Origin of the sequence: uncultured Ruegeria sp., assembly GCF_947500045.1 — a bacterium.
Lineage (GTDB): Bacteria > Pseudomonadota > Alphaproteobacteria > Rhodobacterales > Rhodobacteraceae > Ruegeria.
Window position 1 is genome coordinate 1 of the sequence record NZ_CANMQQ010000003.1, and the last position, 18,401, is coordinate 18,401.

The window sequence follows — 18,401 nt, forward strand, 5'->3', positions numbered from 1 at the left end:
CGGTTGTAGCTCAGTTGGTTAGAGTACCGGCCTGTCACGCCGGGGGTCGCGGGTTCGAGCCCCGTCAACCGCGCCATTTTCCTCAGAACTCAAATACGTTAGCCCGGACATTGCAGGGTGTCCTGAGGTCTGGCATGAGGTGTCCGTCCGTGTGATTTCAGCCCAAGGGGTAGCTTATGACCAGCCTGAACCGGATCGTGATGGCGCGCCGCAGTCGGCAGTGGATTCAAGAGCTGAATCCGCAGACATTGACGACCTTTGAGATTTCGGGATCGTGGGGCAAGCAATTTGCCTTTCAAAGCTATACCCAAACCTGGCAACGCCAGCTTGATATTTGCAATGGGCCATTGTTGGATGATCAGGACCAAATCCGTCAGTTTGACCTGATCCTGGCAAATCAGGTCTGGGAACACCTGGATCGCCCGTACGAAGCGACGTTGAATGTGCTGGAGATGTTGCGCCCCGGTGGGTATTTCTGGCTCGCGGTGCCATTTTTCATCCCGTTTCACGCTGCTCCACATGATTGTTCACGGTGGACTGCACGTGGTTTGCTAAACCTGTTGAGCGAATGCGGATTTGATCCGGACGGGATCAAGGCCGAGCAGTGGGGCAATCGTCAGGCCGCCAAGCGAAACCTGGAGCTGGAATGGCCGCCGACCTACAATCCCGAAACAGATGACCTGGAAAATGATCCGAATTTTCCAATTTGCGCATGGGCATTGGCCCGGAAACCGGATCAATAGTTGTTCAGCGCGAGAAAATCCGCTAGTTCTTGCTTTGTTCTAATTTTTCGATTGGAGACTCGGCGCTGCTCGCTTATCTCTGAAGAACGTATCTGTTGGGGGCCAGAATGGCTGAACTGAAGAATATCGAGGTGCGCGGCGCGCGCGAGCATAACCTCAAAAACATTGATGTCGATGTTCCGCGGGATCAGCTGGTGGTGATTACTGGTCTGTCTGGCTCGGGCAAGTCGTCGTTGGCGTTTGATACGATCTATGCCGAAGGTCAGCGCCGCTATGTCGAAAGTCTGTCGGCTTATGCGCGCCAGTTCCTCGATATGATGGAGAAGCCTGATGTTGATCACATCAGCGGGCTAAGCCCTGCCATCTCGATCGAGCAGAAGACGACCTCGAAGAACCCGCGTTCGACCGTAGGGACCGTGACCGAGATATACGACTATCTTCGCCTGCTGTTTGCACGCGCCGGAACGCCCTACAGCCCCGCCACGGGGCAGCCGATTGAAGCGCAGCAAGTACAGGATATGGTCGACCGGATCATGACGATGGAGGAGGGCACGCGCGGCTATCTGCTGGCCCCGATCGTGCGTGACCGAAAGGGTGAGTACAGGAAAGAATTCCTTGAACTTCGCAAGCAGGGTTTCCAGCGCGTCAAAGTGGATGGCGAATTCTACGAGTTGGATGAGCCGCCAACGCTGGATAAGAAATTCCGCCACGATATCGACGTGGTGGTTGACCGTCTTGTCGTTCGCGAGGGGATGGAAACCCGCCTGGCTGACAGTCTTAGAACCGCCTTGGATTTGGCGGACGGGATTGCAATTCTGGAAACCGCGCCGAAAGAAGGTGATCCCGAGCGGATTACCTTTAGCGAGAATTTTGCCTGCCCGGTCAGTGGTTTCACCATCCCCGAAATCGAACCACGCCTGTTTTCGTTCAACGCACCCTTCGGTGCTTGCCCGGATTGCGATGGTTTGGGGGTCGAACTTTTCTTTGACGAACGGCTGGTCGTTCCAGATCAGACACTGAAACTGTATGACGGTGCGCTGGCACCGTGGCGGAAGGGCAAATCTCCGTATTTCTTGCAAACCATCGAGGCCATCGCGCGGCATTATGAGTTTGACAAGAACACACCATGGAAGGACCTGCCCAAAATCGTGCAGCAAGTTTTCCTGAGGGGTTCTGGTGATGAAGAGATCCAGTTCCGCTATGACGAAGGCGGGCGCGTTTATCAGGTCACGCGGAGTTTCGAGGGTGTTATCCCCAACATGCAGCGCCGATACCGCGAGACCGACAGCGCGTGGATTCGCGAAGAGTTCGAGCGCTATCAGAACAATCGCCCCTGTGGCACTTGCGAAGGATACCGACTGCGCGCCGAAGCCTTGGCCGTGAAGATTGCGGGATTGCATGTCGGGCAGGTGGTTCAGATGTCCATACGAGAGGCATTGGCCTGGGTTGAGGATGCACCGAACCATCTGACCGTACAAAAGAACGAGATCGCACGGGCCATTCTGAAGGAAATCCGCGAACGGCTCGGATTTCTGAATAACGTGGGGTTAGAGTATCTTACGCTTTCGCGTTCAAGTGGAACCCTGTCAGGTGGCGAAAGCCAGCGTATTCGTTTGGCCAGCCAAATTGGCTCGGGTTTGACCGGCGTATTGTATGTTCTGGACGAGCCATCAATCGGCCTGCACCAGCGTGACAATGATCGGTTGCTGGACACGCTCAAGAACCTGCGCGATCAGGGCAACACAGTGATTGTCGTTGAACATGACGAAGAAGCTATTCGTGAGGCTGATTACGTGTTCGACATCGGCCCAGGGGCTGGGGTGCATGGGGGACAAGTGGTCAGCCACGGTACGCCGGGGCACGTAGCGGGCGATGCAGCTTCGATCACCGGCCAGTATCTGTCAGGTGCGCGCGAGATCGCGATACCGTCCGAGCGGCGCAAGGGAAAGAAGCACAAGGTGACTGTGGTTAAAGCGACAGGAAATAACCTAAAGACTGTGACGGCCGCGTTTCCACTGGGCAAATTCGTTTGTGTGACCGGTGTTTCGGGTGGCGGAAAGTCGACGCTGACAATTGAAACCCTGTTCAAGACCGCCTCGATGCGGTTGAACGGTGCACGGCAGACGCCCGCGCCTTGTGAGACGATCAAAGGGCTCGAACATCTGGACAAGGTGATTGATATCGATCAGCGCCCAATCGGGCGGACTCCGCGTTCAAATCCAGCGACTTACACGGGGGCCTTTACCCCAATACGGGACTGGTTCGCTGGGTTGCCAGAGGCCAAGGCGCGCGGCTATAAACCCGGTCGGTTCAGCTTTAACGTCAAGGGTGGACGCTGCGAGGCCTGTCAGGGTGATGGTGTAATCAAGATCGAAATGCACTTTCTGCCCGATGTTTACGTGACATGTGAAACCTGCAAAGGCGCGCGTTACAATCGCGAGACGCTTGAAATCAAGTTCAAGGGCAAATCCATCGCAGATGTGCTTGATATGACTGTGGAAGACGCGCAGGAGTTCTTTAAAGCGGTGCCGTCAATCCGAGACAAGATGGATGCGTTGGCGCGAGTAGGGCTTGGCTACATCAAGGTTGGCCAGCAGGCGACCACATTGTCCGGTGGTGAGGCACAGCGGGTGAAGCTGTCAAAAGAGCTCAGCAAGCGGTCCACCGGACGAACACTTTATATCCTTGATGAACCCACCACGGGTTTGCACTTCGAAGATGTGCGTAAGTTGTTAGAAGTGCTTCATGAATTGGTGGATCAAGGGAACACGGTTGTGGTGATTGAACACAACCTGGATGTCGTGAAAACCGCCGATTGGATCATCGATATCGGCCCCGAGGGTGGCGATGGTGGAGGTCAAATCGTTGCAGAAGGCACGCCGGAACAGGTCGCGGATTGCGAGCGTAGCCATACCGGACGATATCTGAAGCCCATGTTGAACCCGGAACGCGTTGCGGCCGAATAAGTTTCGACAGTTGGAGGGCAGGATGATGCGAGGCTCTCGCCTCGCGCTTTTAGCTGCGGTTGCGCTCTTCAAACCGCGGCAACATGGCAGAGAAATCCTTACCCAATCCACCTTCGGTCTCGACAAACTTTTCGTACAGTGCTGTTGCGGCCTGTCCCATCGGTGTATCCGCATCCGCGCTGTCAGCAGCTTGCTGACTGAGGCGCAGATCTTTTAGCATCAATTCGGCAGCAAAACCTGGCTGATAGCCGTTGTCGGCGGGGCTTCGCGGGCCGACGCCAGGCGCCGGGCAATAGGCGTTCATCGTCCAGCTATAGCCAGAGGACGTGCTCACCACGTCGAACATCTTTTGCCGGTCCAGGCCGAGTTTATCGGCCAATGCGAAGGCCTCGCAGGTAGCAATCATGGTAACGCCCAGGATCATGTTGTTGCAAATCTTGGCGGCTTGTCCTGCACCAGCTTCGCCGCAATGTACGGCCTTTTGACCCATTATATCAAACAGTGGTGCAGCCTTGGCAAAGGCGGTGTCAGAGCCGCCGGCCATGAAGGTCAAGGTTCCAGCAGCCGCTCCGCCGATTCCGCCGGAAACGGGGGCATCTACAGCCAGAAGGCCCGCATCGAGGGCCTGTTGGGCCACCGAGCGTGCGCTGTCGACGTCGACGGTTGAGCAATCGATAAGGACTGTGCCATGAGCCATGGCGGGAATGATTTCGTCGGCAACCGCGCGCAGAATCTGACCGTTGGGCAGCATTGTGATGACGGCTTCGGCTTCTGAGGCGGCCTTGGCCCCCGTGGTGGCCATCGTCACACCATCGACCGACACATCCGCCTGATCAAAACCGACCACATCATGCCCGACAGCCGCCAGATTGGCCGCCATCGGGGCACCCATATTGCCCAGTCCAATGAATGCGATTTTCATCCCTTACTCCTCTGCAAAACTTAACGCGTTTTCGCCCAATGGCTGCAACATTTTTGAGACTGCCGCTGCGGGTACATCCAAATCGGCAAATTGCCAGTTGGGGTTGCGATCTTTGTCGATGATCTGCGCACGGATGCCTTCGAGAAAGTCTCCGTATTCCATTGCGCGATAGGTAAACCGATATTCCATGTCCAAGGCTTTGTGCAGGGTTAGGTTTGCGCCCCGGAGCTGGTGCAACATTTCGACTGTGCAAGCCATCGAGATCGGAGAATTCCGCTGGAGGGTGTCGAGAATTTTCGTCGAAAATTCTTGGTCCTCGCTGCGCAGCTTTTTCAGAATATTGGTCAGGCCTTCACCTTCGAAAAACCAATCTATCTGCGATTGGATTTCGGCCAATTTACCGTTGGGGGGTGTTTCGGTGTGCTTTTCGATGATGTTCGTGCAACCCGAAGCCTCCAGAATTTCGATAAGGTCAGGCCAGTGGCTTTGAGGAATGAAGTGGTCGGCAAAGCCCGCATATATGGCATCTCCGGGTCCCATCCGATGGCCGGTCGTTCCCAGATATTCCCCCAATCGGCCCGGGGCCAGCGCCAGCATCAGCGAACCGCCCACATCCGGGACGAGGCCGATTGAACATTCCGGCATTGAAATCTTTGAGCTTTCACCGACGATGCGGTGACTTCCGTGGCAGCCGATGCCCACACCACCGCCCATGGTGAATCCCTGTAAGAAACTGATCACAGGTTTGGGGTATTCAAAGATCAAGGCGTTTAGCCGGTATTCGTCGCGCCAGAATGTGCGGCCGTAGTTATAATCGCCCTTGGTGCCGGTGGCGTAGAGTTCGGCGATGTCACCTCCTGCGCAGAAGGCTTTGTCGCCCTCGGCGTCAAAGATGATCAGGTCGACCGCATCATCCTCGCACCAATTGCGCAATGCGGTGTCGATCACCATGCACATCTCATAGCTCATCGCATTTAACGCTTTGGGGCGTGTCAACGTGATGCGCCCGGCGCGTCCGACGGTGCGGATGTCAATGTCAGCCATGAGGTCCTCAGCGGTTGGCAAGCATCTGTCGCGCGACGATGACGCGCATGATCTCGTTCGTGCCCTCAAGTATCTGATGTACCCGCAGATCGCGCACAAGCTTTTCGATGCCGTAATCTGCTAGGTAGCCATAACCACCATGTAGCTGCAGGCACTGATCGACCACTTTCGATCCAGTCTCGGTTACGAATTTCTTGGCCATGGCGCAGAACTTGGTGGCGTCAGGCGCACCTTGATCCAGTTTCCAAGCCGCTTGCCGCAGGAAGGTGCGTGCGGCCTGCAGTTCGATTTCCATATCCGCAAGACGGAATTGCAGCGCCTGAAATTGATCAATCGATTGGCCAAAGGCCTTACGCTCAGACATGTATTGCAACGTCATGTCCAATCCGTTCTGAGCAGCCCCCAGTGAGCATGACGCGATGTTCAATCGCCCTCCATCCAGCCCTTTCATTGCGTATTTAAAACCGTCGCCCTCAGCACCGACCAGATTGGTGGCGGCGATTTTGCAATCATCAAACTGGACCTGCGCTGTGGGCTGGCTTTTCCAGCCCATCTTTTGCTCAAGCGCACCGAAGCTAAGTCCGGGGGTTCCATCCTCAACATACACCGTCGAGATGCCCTTGGGACCGTCCTCGCCGGTGCGCACCATGCAGACATAGGCATCCGAATATCCGCCGCCCGAAATGAACGCCTTTGAGCCATTCAGGGTGTATCCCTCATTCGTTCGCTCGGCGCGGGTTTTTAATGCGGCTGCGTCCGAGCCTGAGCCGGGCTCTGTCAGGCAGTAGCTCAGCACGGTTTCAAGGCTGAGAATTCGAGGCATGATACGCGATTTCAACTCATCGCTGGCAAAGCTGTCCAACATCTTGGCGCACATGTTATGGATCGATAGGAACGCCGCGACTGACGGGCAGGCCATCGACAAGGCCTCGAACACCAAGGTGGCATCAAGCCGGCTGAGCCCTGATCCGCCACTTTCTTCTGTGACGTATAGGGCACCAAACCCAAGCTCTCCGATTTTTGGCCAAAGCTCTTTTGGGATGGTGCCGTCAGATTCCCACTGACGCGCAAATGGTGCGATGTGTTCTTGGCCAAAGGCATAGGCCATGTCGAAGATGGCTGTCTGTTCCTCGGTCAGCGCGAAATCCATGGCTGTGGTCCCTGTACTCTGCAGAATTGAACGAGCGTTTTATTCCTCAATCCTTACAGAAATTTTTCAACGGCGGCAAACGCTGTGGCCCTGTTTGGGAGAATTGAACTGCTGCGTTATACTGCCGGAATTCTACAATACTATTTCATGGAGTATTCCGATGCCGTCACACAAAATGGCCGTGATCGCGATTCACGGAATGGGAAGCCAATATCGACCACAAGGGCAACCCGCGTCGACGACCCCGACATTTTCAAAAGGCCTGAAACGACGTGTTGCGAACCGGTTGGGCGCAGATATGAGCCATGTGATCTGGCACGAGGTGGTTTGGGCGCAAATCCTGCAAGGGCGGCAGAAAGACTATCTGCGCAAGATCAACCGCAGTCTGGGATACGACAAACTGCGCGAGTTTGTCGTTTGTAATCTGTCAGATGCAGCCTCGTACCGTCCAACACCGGATGGTAACGACAAAATATATGACGCGATCCACAAGAAGATCGAGAATGTGATGGGCGTGGTTAAGCATCAGGTAGGGCATGACGGCCCTATTTTGATACTGGCCCATTCGCTGGGCGGGCATATTATGTCGAACTATATTTACGACATGCAAAGGCATCTGCGGCAGGGGGGATCGCCAACGCATCCGACACATGTTGAAAACATGAAAACAGTGGCCGGGATTGTTACTTTCGGGTGCAATATACCGATCTTTTTGTTTGCATATCCCGAGAATGATATTTTCCCAATCATGGCTCCGAACCGAGAACTGGCGCCGGCGCTTCAATTCCCGACATGGTGGCACAATTATTATGACCGCCATGATGTTCTAGGGTTCCCGTTGGGTAAAAGTGCCCCGCGTTATGCGCAACTGGCGCAAAGCGGTGGTCTTAAGGACAAGCCAATCAACGCTGGCAAGATATTTACGTCATGGAACCCATTTTCGCATAATGGGTACTGGACGGATCGGGACCTGTATGAACCAGTGGCCGAGCGGATCAAAGATATTCTGGCCGCAGTCTGAACCTTACAAATCTGCGTGAAATTCTTCGATCAGATGTTCGACAACGGCCATTCCCGGATCATCGCCCCGCGCCACAGCCTCGGCGTGGATCCGACGTTGGCGGGTGGATGAGGTTCCGGTCTCGGCGATGTGCCTCAGGCGCGCAATCTCGGTCATGGTTCCCAAGGCTTCGGTGTCTTCGGCCAGCATCCCCATGAGTTCACCAATTAGTTCTGCCATGGGCTTGATCGAGCGATCCCCGAAATCGATCATTCCTTCACCGACGCCATAGCGTTGCGCGCGCCAACGGTTTTCGCCGATCAGGAACTTGTCGTATTGCCGCCAACGCAGGTTGCGGTCTTTCAGGCGGCACAGCATCCTGGTCAGGGCTTGTACCAATGCGGCCAAGGACAATGTGTGTTCCAACCGGGGCTGCACATCCATGATCCGGGTTTCGAGCGTCGGGAAACGGTGCGAGGGGCGCAAGTCCCACCAGATTTTTGAGGTGTCTTCAATGACACCCAATTCAACAAGAACTCCGGTCGTACGCTCATATTCGCCCCAACTGCCAAATACCGGAGGCAAACCAGTCCTGGGCAAATTGTCAAACACGGTCAATCGATATGAGGACAGGCCTGTATCCTCGCCGTTCCAGAAGGGAGAGGAGGTGGACAAAGCCAGAAGATGAGGCAGGAAATAGGACAGCTGCGGCATCAGATCAGCGCGCAGGGCCTGGTTTTCTACCCCGACATGCACATGCATGCCGCAGATCAGCATCCGACGTGCAACGCCCCCAAGTGCGTGTTGCAGCGCATCATAGCGTTCCCTTCGCGTATGGTGCTGATCTTTCCAGTTCGCAAACGGGTGGCAGGAAACGGCAATGGGCGCCATATTGTATTCCGCCGCGCGTTTTGAGACGCAGGATCGCAAACGCTTTAGATCTTCGCGAGCGGACTTGATCGTGGCATGCGGGCGGGTTCCCACTTCGATCTGGCATTGCAGGAACTCTGGGCTGACCTGACCTTCAAAGTCGTTCTGGCAGGCTTTGATCAATGCGGTTGGAGCATGCGCAAGCTGCAGGCTGTCGCGATCAACCAGCAGATACTCTTCCTCGATGCCTAACGTGAATTCCTTCTGCATTGCGGCCCTCGTCGCTAAATTCCACTCAGTGAATACGGAAATATGTCTTTTGCCAAGGGTTTGGCGCAAGGGTTCTTGCAGAGGTCCTGCGTGCAACGGTAAGGATCAGGCGCAACGCAATGTGGAGCCGCCCTCGTGAAACCCAGAAAATTTCCGCAGATCAACGCCGCCTTGGATGAGTTGGGCGTGAAGCTGATCGATAAGGTTACCGAGCAGGATGAACGAGAGCGATTGGAAGCGTTCGAACGGGCAGGGGGACTGACCCGTCCGGCCTATGCGCTTTCACCGGGGATGGAAGATTTCGAAATCTCGCAGTTGGTCGAGGCGTACAAACGGCATTCGGGCGAGCTTGCTGCACTGAAAGACCCCGCGCGCAACCAGACGGGTTATCGCATCAACAATGGATACTATGACAGTCCGGACGCGGATGCGCTTTATCTGATGATCCGCCGCTTTCAGCCGAAACGGGTGATCGAGGTCGGGTGTGGGAATTCAACCCGTGTAACGCGGCAAGCGGTCATTGACGGCGGTTTGGACACAACCATCACTGCAATTGATCCGTACCCGCGTGCCGACATCGCCCATGTCGTTGATCAGTTCGAACAAAAACGGCTGGAAGAGGTCGACCCGGCGCTCTTTGATCAGCTAGAGGCCGGGGATGTCCTGTTCATCGATTCAAGCCACGTGGTTCGGATGAGTAATGACGTCGCCCATCTGTTCTGCCGGATCATTCCGACGCTGAAACCGGGCGTTGTCATTCATGTCCACGATGTTTTTCTGCCCTACGAATATCCCAAGCGGTTCTTCTATGATTGCCCCGGATGGGGCGAGCAATATATGCTGCATGCACTTCTGCAATCTGGTTTCTATTCAATGCTTTGGCCTGGATACTACTTGCAGCAATCCCGGCCTGACGCGGTGGCTGCACTTCCGTTTTTGAAAGACGGACGAGCGCAGAGTATTTGGGTTCAACTCAAAGAAAATTGAACGCGATGTGATCCGCCGAAGGCCAAGGGCCGTACCCCTTTCCATAACAAGCTGGAGAGGAGTTAACAGCCATGTTCCGCCGTACATTCATGGGCGCTGCCGCCGCACTTGCACTTGCTTTGCCCGTCAAGGCACAGGCCGCAGACATCGTAGATACCGCAGTTTCTGCTGGGTCGTTCAACACTTTGGTCGCCGCCGTTCAGGCCGCCGGATTGGTCGATACCCTGAAAGGCGAAGGCCCGTTCACAGTGTTCGCACCCACGGACGAGGCATTTGCCGCGCTGCCGGAAGGCACGGTTGAAACGCTTCTGTTGCCGGAAAACAAGGATCAACTGGTATCGATCCTGACCTATCACGTCGTGCCAGCAAAGATCATGTCGGGTGACATTGCAGGTAAACGCGCAAAGGTTCTAACCGTCCAAGGCGATCGTCTGAGCGTGAACGCAAAAAACGGCGTGAAGGTAAATGGCGCCAAGGTTGTGCAAGCTGACATCGAAGCCAGCAATGGCGTCATTCACGTTGTCGACGAAGTGATCATCCCTGAATAATACGACCCCCCAAGTGAAAAGCCCCGGTCCAGATGGCCGGGGCTTTTGTTATTTCTTTGATGTGCCGCTTACAGCAGACGAACCTGTGTGCCGACCTGCACAAGCGGATACAGTTCTTCCACATGCTGGTTATAAAGACCAATACAGCCGGATGAACTCTGGCGTCCGATCTTACGGGTGTCGTGGGTGCCGTGAACCAGATAGGCAGGCCAGTCCAGATACATGGCGCGGGTCCCAAGCGGATTTCCGGGATCGCCACCTTCCATGCGAACGGGCAATGCCGGGTCGCGTTCGCGCATCGAAGCTGTCGGCGTCCAGCTTGGATTTTCAGCCTTGCGAACGACTTTGGTATAGCCACGTTTGGTCAGTTCTTCGCTCATGGGGACAGAGCTTGGATAAAGCCTGTAGGTGCCATCTGCGCCCCAGTAGTGCACAGCGCGGCTGGTGATATCGGCCAACAGCGCACCAGCACCCAATTCGTCAAAGTGATCCTGCCAATTTTGCTGCGAGAACGAGGATACATTGCGGCGCACCGGTAACTGTGTGCTGATCGCATCCTCATCCTGTGGGAAAGCATCGATACTCTGTGCGCGAACGATGACGGGGGCCGCGATCAAAGACGCAGCACCCAACAGTGCATGACGGCGGGTCAAATGATTTTGGGACAAGGTTGCCTCCGGAATGATACGAACTGCTCGATTGATTTATTTGACGATAAACTATTGGTGATTGCCTGATTTTTCCAGAGGTGCGCCTCTGAATTTCTTGTGAGGTGGGCGATCAGGCATGAATTGGCGTAGATGTATGAAAAAAACCCGGCCTGTGTTGGACCGGGTTTCCAGAAATATGAGTGGGTAGATCAGTCCATCGCTTTGAAGTTGAACTCGCCACCTTCCTTGATGCCTGACGGCCAGCGCGATGTGACAGTTTTGGTGCGCGAGTAGAACTTGAAGCTGTCCGCGCCGTGCTGGTTCAGGTCGCCGAACATGGATTTCTTCCAGCCGCCAAAGGTGTGATAAGCCAGCGGAACCGGGATCGGGACATTGATACCGACCATGCCGATGTTGATGCGGTTGGCAAAATCACGTGCGGTGTCACCGTCGCGCGTGAAGATTGCGGTGCCATTACCATATTCGTGATCCATGGCCAGTTTCAGCGCTTCTTCGTAAGAACCAGCGCGGACGGTCGACAGAACCGGGCCAAAAATCTCTTGCTTGTAGATGTCCATGTCGGGCGTGACGTGGTCAAACAAATGCGGGCCGACAAAGAAGCCGTCCTCATAACCTTGCAGGCTGAAGTCACGATTATCGACAACCAGCTTCGCGCCCTGTTCCACGCCCGATTTGATCAGGCCCAGAATGCGCTCCTTGGCGGCTCCGGTTACGACCGGACCCATATCCACGTCATCGCCTGCGGTATATGGCCCAACCTTTAGCATTTCGACACGCGGGATCAGCTTTTCGATCAGGGCGTCTGCAGTTTCTTCACCCACAGGGACAGCAACCGAGATTGCCATGCAGCGTTCGCCCGCAGCGCCGAAACCTGCACCAACCAAGGCATCGGCAGCTTGGTCCAAATCTGCGTCGGGCATGACGATCATGTGGTTTTTGGCACCACCGAAACACTGTGCGCGTTTGCCGTTCGCAGTGGCACGGGAATAGATATACTGCGCAATTGGGGTCGAGCCGACAAACGAAACGCCCTGAATGATTTCGCTGTCCAGCAGGGTGTCCACGGCCTCTTTGTCGCCATTGACCACCTGGAACACGCCTTTTGGCAGACCTGCTTCGACAAACAGTTCGGCCAGCATCAATGGCACCGAGGGGTCACGCTCGGATGGTTTCAGAACCACAGCGTTGCCGCAAGCCAGTGCCGGGCCTACATGCCACAAGGGCATCATGGCAGGGAAATTGAACGGCATGATCGAGGCAACCACGCCCAGCGGCTGGCGCATCGAATACATGTCGATGCCGGGTCCTGCGCTGTCTGTGAACTCACCTTTCAGCATCTGCGGGGCGCCGATGCAGTATTCGATCACTTCCAGACCACGCTGTAGATCACCCTTGGCGTCGGGCAGGGTCTTGCCATGCTCGCGGCTGAGGGCCTCGGCCAGTTTGTCCATATCGCGGTTCATCAGCCCAACCATTGCCATCATGACGCGTGCACGTTTCTGCGGGTTGGTTGCACCCCAGGCGACCTGCGCGGCCGCTGCGTCTTCGATGGCTGCGGTGGTTTCAGACACGCTGGCCATTGGGCATTTATACTGCACCTCGCCAGTGGCGGGGTTGAAGACATCGTCAAAACGTCCCGATGTACCGGCGACGTTTTCACCATTGATGAAATGGGTCAGGTCCTGCATTGCAAATTCCTCCGAATTAAGTTGCGCGCAGAATAGGCTTGCGAAAATCCCCTGAACAGAGGCAATGTTTCAAATCAGTTTTGCAAAAATGCAAAGGTTGGATCATGACACCGAATTGGGATGATTTGCGGATTTTTCTTGCGGTCGCACGTGACGAGAGCCTTTCGGCAGCGGGGCGCGTGCTCAAGATCGATCCGGCGACCGTCGGGCGCAGGATCGCGCGATTAGAGGCGGCACTGGACGCGGTGTTGTTCACGAAATCACAGCAGGGCTATGTATTGACGACTGCGGGTGAGCGGTTGATGGAGCACGGGCTGCAGGCAGAAGAGGCGATGCGTGCGGCGACCGGGGTCATGTCGGGCTCGGCCAAGTCGCTAAGCGGTCAGATCAGAATTGGGGCACCGGATGGGAGCGCAAATTACCTTTTGCCTCAGGTCTGCGCCAAGATCAGCGATGCGAACCCTGATCTCGACATCCAGATTCTGGCGTTACCACGTATTATCAATTTGTCTCGGCGCGAGGCCGATATGGCCATCACCGTCAGCGCACCCACTGCCGGGCAGCTTTTGGTTCAAAAGATATCCGATTATCGGCTGCACATGGTCGCCACGAAAGAATACCTGAGTCGCCACGCCGAAATCCGAACGGTCGAGGATCTAAAGGGGCACCGGATGATCGGCTATATTCCGGATATGATCTTTGATCGCGAGTTGGATTACCTCAACGATATTGGTGTTGAGCGTGTCGCGCTTGCATCAAACTCGGTCTCGGTGCAGTTGCGGCAGGTGTCACTGGGCACAGGGGTCTGTGTGGCGCATGACTTTACGTTGCCGTTCCATCGAGGATTGCAAAAAATCCTGACGGATCAGGTAAGTCTGACCCGTGGATTCTATCTGGTTCGCCATCAGGGCGATCAGCGCAATGAACGGTTGAATCGCTTTGCCGAGGCACTGACCCGTGGCCTGCGGGACGAAGTGGCGCGGCTGGAAGCAGAAGCTTCACCTTGACACCTTCAGACATTCCGGCAACGCTTTGGAAAACAGTACGTTATTCCGGAGGTTTTTGCTAATGCTTGTACAGGCCATTCTCAAATCCAAGGCCAGCAGTGATGTGATGACAGTTGAGCCTACGGCGACTGTTTCTCAGGCCGCTGGGATACTTGCAGAGAAGCGGATTGGTACGGTCATCATTTCCGAAGATGGGGGGCAGACAGCCTCGGGCATCTTGTCGGAACGGGATATTGTTCGTGAACTGGCTGCCAGCGGTAGCGGATGCCTGGATAAGCCCGTCAGCGACTACATGACCAAGCAGCTAGTAACCGCAAGCCAACAAGATTCGGTCGAGTCCATCCTGTCGCAAATGACCGAGGGCCGATTTCGCCATATGCCCGTTTTAGAAGACGGCAGACTGGTTGGAATCGTAACGCTTGGCGATGCTGTAAAGGCGCAACTGGCTGAACTTGCAATGGAAAAAGACGCGCTGGAAGGCATGATCATGGGCCACTAGTCGCAGGGGCTGTTTCAGCCTCTTGCACCTGCGGCAAAGTTATGTTTGCTTGCGCAGAAATATTGTTGCGCTGGAGAGCCCTATGCGGGTTGGATTGTATCCCGGTACTTTTGACCCGATCACTCTGGGTCATATTGACATTATCCGCCGTGCGGCCGCGCTGGTGGATAAGCTTGTGATTGGTGTCGCCATCAATCGTGACAAGGGCCCTCTGTTTTCCCTTGAAGAGCGCGTCGCGATGATCGAGGCGGAATGCGCCCATCTGACTGAACAGACCGGTACAGAAATTGTAGCACACCCGTTTGAGAACCTGCTGATCGACTGTGCCCGCGATGTTGGCGCACAGATCATTGTTCGCGGGCTGCGCGCCGTCGCTGATTTCGAATATGAATTCCAGATGGTTGGTATGAACCGCGTGCTGGACGACTCGATCGAGACGGTCTTCCTGATGGCAGAAGCACGGCATCAGGCCATCGCCTCGAAACTGGTCAAGGAAATTGCCAGATTGAACGGGGACGTTTCAAAATTTGTCACGCCCCGCGTTAATACGGCCCTGCGTGAACGGTTAGGCTAAGGCACCCATCGCCGCCGCGGTGTCCAGCATCCGGTTCGAGAAACCCCATTCGTTGTCATACCATGCGAGGACACGCACCAACGTGCCATCGGTAACTTTGGTTTCAGCAAGCGATACCGTTGAGCTATGCGAGTCGTGGTTGAAATCGATCGAAATCAGCGGGCGATTCTCGGCGGCCAAAACGCCGGGAATTTTCGCTGCAGCTTCAACAAAAAGGGCGTTGACCTCATCTTCGGTGGTCGGGCGCGAAACTTCGGCCACCAGGTCGACGACCGAGACATTGGGTGTAGGCACCCGAATGGCTTGTCCGGTCAGTTTCCCGGCCAATTGCGGCAATACCAGACCAACTGCCGAGGCCGCACCGGTTGTAGTTGGGATCATCGACAGCGCTGCAGCGCGTGACAGATAGGGGTCTTTGCCCGCTGTATCATGAACCGGTTGGCTGGCCGTGTAGGCGTGGATGGTCGTCATGTTGCCGTGCTTGATACCCAGCCCTGCATCCAGTGCTGCGGCGACGGGTGACAGGCAGTTGGTGGTGCACGATGCGTTCGAAGCAATGACATCATTTGCCGTCAGTTCGTGATCGTTCACGCCGAAGACAATGGTCTTAACACCGCCGTCACCACGGGCAGGGGCCGAGATCAGAACTTTCTTCGACCCATTCTTCAGGTGTCGTTCAGCCGCTTCACGAGTGCGGAAAACGCCAGTGCATTCCAGAACCACATCCACGTCCGACCAGTCCAGCGCTTCTGGGTCACGTTCACTGGTCAACCGGATCGGTCCAGCGCCGACATCCAGGCTAGCATCGCTGAGCGTTACTGGTTTGGAATAGCGCCCATGCACGCTGTCGAATTCGAACAGATGGGCGTTCATTTCGGGCTTTGCCAGATCGTTGATAGCAACGATTTCCACGTCGGTGCGCCCAGATTCCATGACAGCCCGCAACACACCGCGTCCGATCCGTCCAAATCCGTTGATTGCCAGCTTGAGTGTCATGGTACGCTCCGTCCAAATGCGATCGATAAATGGTTAGCGCTAACAAATCCAGATTGGCGCGAAAGTCAAGCGAAACCTGTGTCAGCGCCAGAAGGCGATCCAATCCAAAAATTCGTAGAGTTTCTTGCCAAGGAACAGCAGATGCTCGGTTCCAAATAGCGCAACGTCCAGCATCAGAGCGCCAAGGATCAGAACTCCAAGCCAGATGGCGATTTGATTTGTCATTGCTGCGCCCTGAACGAAAATGCCCGCTCAGATAACCTGAGCGGGCCTAAAGGTACAAGCGATGTGCAAAGGGTCAGTTAAGGCGGCCCATCGCAACGGCGACGTCAGCCATCCGAACCGAGAAACCCCATTCATTGTCATACCACGCCAGTACGCGAACCATACGGCTGTCAACAACGCGGGTTTGGTCGGGCGCGAAGATCGAGCTTTCCTCGGTGTGGTTGAAATCGGTCGAGACCAGCGGCGCGGGCTCATAGCCAAGCACGCGCTGCATGGGACCTTTGGCAGCTTCTTCGACGATTGCATTGACCTCTTCGACAGAAACATCGCGCGAGGCGCGGAAAGACAGGTCGACGGCCGAGACATTTGGCGTTGGCACGCGGATGGCCGAACCATCCAGACGGCCTTTGAGGTTTGGCAGAACTTCTCCCAGTGCCGCTGCAGCACCGGTTGTGGTCGGGATCATCGACATGGCCGCTGCGCGCGCGCGATACAGGTCGCTGTGACGGCGGTCCAACGTCGGCTGATCGCCGGTATAGGCGTGGATTGTGGTCATGATGCCATGTTCGATGCCGATGCCTTCATCCAGAACCTTGGCAAGCGGAGCAAGGCAGTTGGTGGTGCAAGAGCCGTTGGATACCATGTTGTCGTTCGCGGTCAGGGTGTTGTGGTTCACGCCAAATACAATGGTCTTGTCGACATTTTTGCCGGGGGCCGACAGCAGGACTTTGCCGGCACCACGTTCGAGGTGAGTCTGCGCTTTCAACCCGTCATTGAATTTGCCGGTACATTCCAGAACGACGTCGCAGCCTTCCCAGTCCAGTTCGTTCATGTCGTAGGTTGAAAACATCTCCATCGGGCCACGGCCCAGATCCATGGTGTTGCCTTCGATGGAAACTTCACGCGGGAAACGGCCATGTATGCTGTCATATTTCAGCAGATGCGCCGAGGTATCCAGCGGGCCGGTGGCGTTCACCTTGATCACTTCGATGTCGTTGCGCGCCGATGCGGCGATGTGCGACAGGGTACAGCGGCCAATGCGGCCAAAACCATTGATACCGACCTTGATGGTCATCCGACGTCTCCAAACTGCGCTTGTGTTGCAGGCCATATAGCCGTGAAAGGTGAATCTCAAAAGGGCAAAAATGGCATATTTTTAAGGTGTTAGCGCAAACCTTCTCCGGTTGCGCTAACGCTTGCGCTAAGGGGTGGATCAGGTAGTGTCGGCAACAGCAGCGAAACACGAGGATACGCGATGAGTGGTCTGTTGGCCCTGTTGGATGATGTGGCAGGTATAGCAAAGGTTGCGGCGTCATCCGTGGATGATGTCGTGGCAGCAGCAGGCAAGGCAGGAGCCAAAACGGCTGGTGTGATCATTGATGACGCGGCAGTGACCCCAAAATACGTTCAAGGGTTCGCACCGGCGCGGGAATTACCAATCATTTGGCGGATCGCGCGTGGATCGGTATTCAATAAAATTGTTCTGTTGCTGCCCGTGGCTTTGCTGTTGGCGAATTTGGCCCCTTGGCTGATCACACCGTTGCTTATGATCGGTGGCTCATACCTTTGCTTTGAAGGGGCCGAGAAAATCTTTCACGTCCTGTTCCCGCATGGCAGTCACGTCATCGAAGAAGACTTGAAAAACCGCGACCCGGGACATCTGGAAGAACAGAAAGTCAAAGGCGCGATCAAGACCGATTTTATTTTATCCGCCGAGATTATGACCATTGCGTTGGCAGCGATCGAGGCACCCAACCTTTGGATGCAGGCCGCGACGCTTGCGGTGGTCGGGCTGGGTGTGACCCTTGCGGTTTACGGCTCGGTCGCGCTGATTGTGAAGATGGACGATGTGGGCTTGTATCTGGCACAGAACGCGCCGACGCCCATTGGGCGCGGGCTGGGCCGAGGTCTGGTCAAAGCCATGCCGGGTGTGATGAAGACGCTTTCAATCGTTGGAACGGCTGCAATGCTCTGGGTCGGAGGGTCGATCATCATCCACGGGATGGAGGTTCTGGGTTTTGGCTGGCTTGGGCATCATATCCATGATTGGGCTTACGCTGTCGGACATGCGGTGCCAGTTCAATGGGAGAAAGTCGCAGAGTGGATCGCCAAAGCCACCATGGACGGTGTATTCGGTTTGGCCTGGGGATTTGTTTTGATACCGTTGGCGACGAAAGTGATTGCGCCGATGATCGGGAAAACTTCAAGTAAGCCCAACGCTCACTGAATCGAAGGTGTGAG

18 protein-coding genes are annotated in these 18,401 nt (G+C 55.5%); 9 read left to right on the top strand and 9 right to left on the bottom strand.

Features of this window, described 5'->3' with window-relative positions:
* Positions 1–176: 176 nt before the first annotated feature.
* A complete protein-coding gene (locus tag Q1B46_RS05840; protein ID WP_299945789.1) occupies positions 177–743 on the top strand; it encodes a methyltransferase domain-containing protein in 567 nt (188 codons plus the stop codon).
* A 107-nt stretch (positions 744–850) separates the two neighbouring features.
* Positions 851–3,709 carry an excinuclease ABC subunit UvrA gene (gene uvrA, locus Q1B46_RS05845; RefSeq protein WP_299945793.1) on the top strand — a complete coding sequence of 953 codons (2,859 nt, stop codon included), beginning with the start codon at positions 851–853 and terminating at the stop codon, positions 3,707–3,709.
* 49 nt (positions 3,710–3,758) lie between these two features.
* Here uvrA and mmsB read toward each other — a convergent pair whose 3' ends face one another.
* Genes mmsB through Q1B46_RS05860 form a run of 3 tightly spaced genes read right to left on the bottom strand, consistent with a single transcriptional unit; the run spans position 3,759 to position 6,825 of the window.
* A complete protein-coding gene (gene mmsB, locus Q1B46_RS05850; protein ID WP_299945795.1) occupies positions 3,759–4,631 on the bottom strand; it encodes a 3-hydroxyisobutyrate dehydrogenase in 873 nt (290 codons plus the stop codon).
* A 3-nt stretch (positions 4,632–4,634) separates the two neighbouring features.
* Positions 4,635–5,675: an enoyl-CoA hydratase/isomerase family protein gene (locus tag Q1B46_RS05855; RefSeq protein ID WP_299945798.1), complete on the bottom strand. Its 1,041-nt coding sequence runs from the start codon at positions 5,673–5,675 to the stop codon at positions 4,635–4,637.
* A 7-nt stretch (positions 5,676–5,682) separates the two neighbouring features.
* Positions 5,683–6,825 carry an acyl-CoA dehydrogenase family protein gene (locus tag Q1B46_RS05860; protein ID WP_299945800.1) on the bottom strand — a complete coding sequence of 381 codons (1,143 nt, stop codon included), beginning with the start codon at positions 6,823–6,825 and terminating at the stop codon, positions 5,683–5,685.
* Positions 6,826–6,985: 160 nt separating this feature from the next.
* Here Q1B46_RS05860 and Q1B46_RS05865 point away from each other — a divergent pair, with 160 nt between their 5' ends.
* A complete protein-coding gene (locus Q1B46_RS05865; RefSeq protein WP_299945803.1) occupies positions 6,986–7,846 on the top strand; it encodes a hypothetical protein in 861 nt (286 codons plus the stop codon).
* Between the two features lie 3 nt (positions 7,847–7,849).
* On the opposite strand, the gene Q1B46_RS05870 is transcribed toward Q1B46_RS05865, so the two are convergent.
* On the bottom strand, positions 7,850–8,965 hold the full coding sequence (locus Q1B46_RS05870; RefSeq protein ID WP_299945806.1) for a carboxylate-amine ligase: 1,116 nt from the start codon (positions 8,963–8,965) through the stop codon (positions 7,850–7,852).
* 135 nt (positions 8,966–9,100) lie between these two features.
* Here Q1B46_RS05870 and Q1B46_RS05875 point away from each other — a divergent pair, with 135 nt between their 5' ends.
* Positions 9,101–9,952, top strand: a complete 852-nt coding sequence (locus tag Q1B46_RS05875; protein WP_299945808.1) for a class I SAM-dependent methyltransferase — start codon at positions 9,101–9,103, stop codon at positions 9,950–9,952.
* Between the two features lie 71 nt (positions 9,953–10,023).
* Entirely contained in the window at positions 10,024–10,500 is a 477-nt protein-coding gene (locus Q1B46_RS05880; protein ID WP_299660044.1) for a fasciclin domain-containing protein, read from the top strand.
* Positions 10,501–10,568: 68 nt separating this feature from the next.
* On the opposite strand, the gene Q1B46_RS05885 is transcribed toward Q1B46_RS05880, so the two are convergent.
* Positions 10,569–11,168 (bottom strand): L,D-transpeptidase, encoded by a 600-nt coding sequence (locus Q1B46_RS05885; protein ID WP_299660045.1) that lies wholly within the window; start codon positions 11,166–11,168, stop codon positions 10,569–10,571.
* 191 nt (positions 11,169–11,359) lie between these two features.
* Positions 11,360–12,859 carry a CoA-acylating methylmalonate-semialdehyde dehydrogenase gene (locus Q1B46_RS05890; protein WP_299945812.1) on the bottom strand — a complete coding sequence of 500 codons (1,500 nt, stop codon included), beginning with the start codon at positions 12,857–12,859 and terminating at the stop codon, positions 11,360–11,362.
* Positions 12,860–12,963: 104 nt separating this feature from the next.
* Between Q1B46_RS05890 and Q1B46_RS05895 the strand changes: the two genes are divergently transcribed.
* From Q1B46_RS05895 to coaD, 3 genes are all read left to right on the top strand, one after another.
* Positions 12,964–13,866 carry a LysR family transcriptional regulator gene (locus Q1B46_RS05895; protein ID WP_299945815.1) on the top strand — a complete coding sequence of 301 codons (903 nt, stop codon included), beginning with the start codon at positions 12,964–12,966 and terminating at the stop codon, positions 13,864–13,866.
* Positions 13,867–13,927: 61 nt separating this feature from the next.
* Positions 13,928–14,365: a CBS domain-containing protein gene (locus tag Q1B46_RS05900; RefSeq protein WP_299660048.1), complete on the top strand. Its 438-nt coding sequence runs from the start codon at positions 13,928–13,930 to the stop codon at positions 14,363–14,365.
* 82 nt (positions 14,366–14,447) lie between these two features.
* Positions 14,448–14,939, top strand: a complete 492-nt coding sequence (gene coaD / locus Q1B46_RS05905) for a pantetheine-phosphate adenylyltransferase (RefSeq protein WP_299945818.1) — start codon at positions 14,448–14,450, stop codon at positions 14,937–14,939.
* Here coaD and gap (Q1B46_RS05910) read toward each other — a convergent pair.
* The 3 genes from gap (Q1B46_RS05910) to gap (Q1B46_RS05920) all read right to left on the bottom strand — a co-directional run bounded on the left by gap (Q1B46_RS05910) (position 14,931) and on the right by gap (Q1B46_RS05920) (position 17,235).
* Positions 14,931–15,935: a type I glyceraldehyde-3-phosphate dehydrogenase gene (gene gap / locus Q1B46_RS05910; RefSeq protein WP_299945820.1), complete on the bottom strand. Its 1,005-nt coding sequence runs from the start codon at positions 15,933–15,935 to the stop codon at positions 14,931–14,933. The genes coaD and gap (Q1B46_RS05910) overlap by 9 nt on opposite strands.
* 81 nt (positions 15,936–16,016) lie before the next feature.
* Positions 16,017–16,160: a hypothetical protein gene (locus Q1B46_RS05915; RefSeq protein ID WP_299660053.1), complete on the bottom strand. Its 144-nt coding sequence runs from the start codon at positions 16,158–16,160 to the stop codon at positions 16,017–16,019.
* Positions 16,161–16,233: 73 nt separating this feature from the next.
* Positions 16,234–17,235 (bottom strand): type I glyceraldehyde-3-phosphate dehydrogenase, encoded by a 1,002-nt coding sequence (gene gap / locus Q1B46_RS05920; RefSeq protein ID WP_299945824.1) that lies wholly within the window; start codon positions 17,233–17,235, stop codon positions 16,234–16,236.
* A gap of 180 nt (positions 17,236–17,415) precedes the next feature.
* Here gap (Q1B46_RS05920) and Q1B46_RS05925 point away from each other — a divergent pair, with 180 nt between their 5' ends.
* Positions 17,416–18,387 (top strand): DUF808 domain-containing protein, encoded by a 972-nt coding sequence (locus tag Q1B46_RS05925; protein WP_299945825.1) that lies wholly within the window; start codon positions 17,416–17,418, stop codon positions 18,385–18,387.
* Positions 18,388–18,401: the final 14 nt, after the last annotated feature.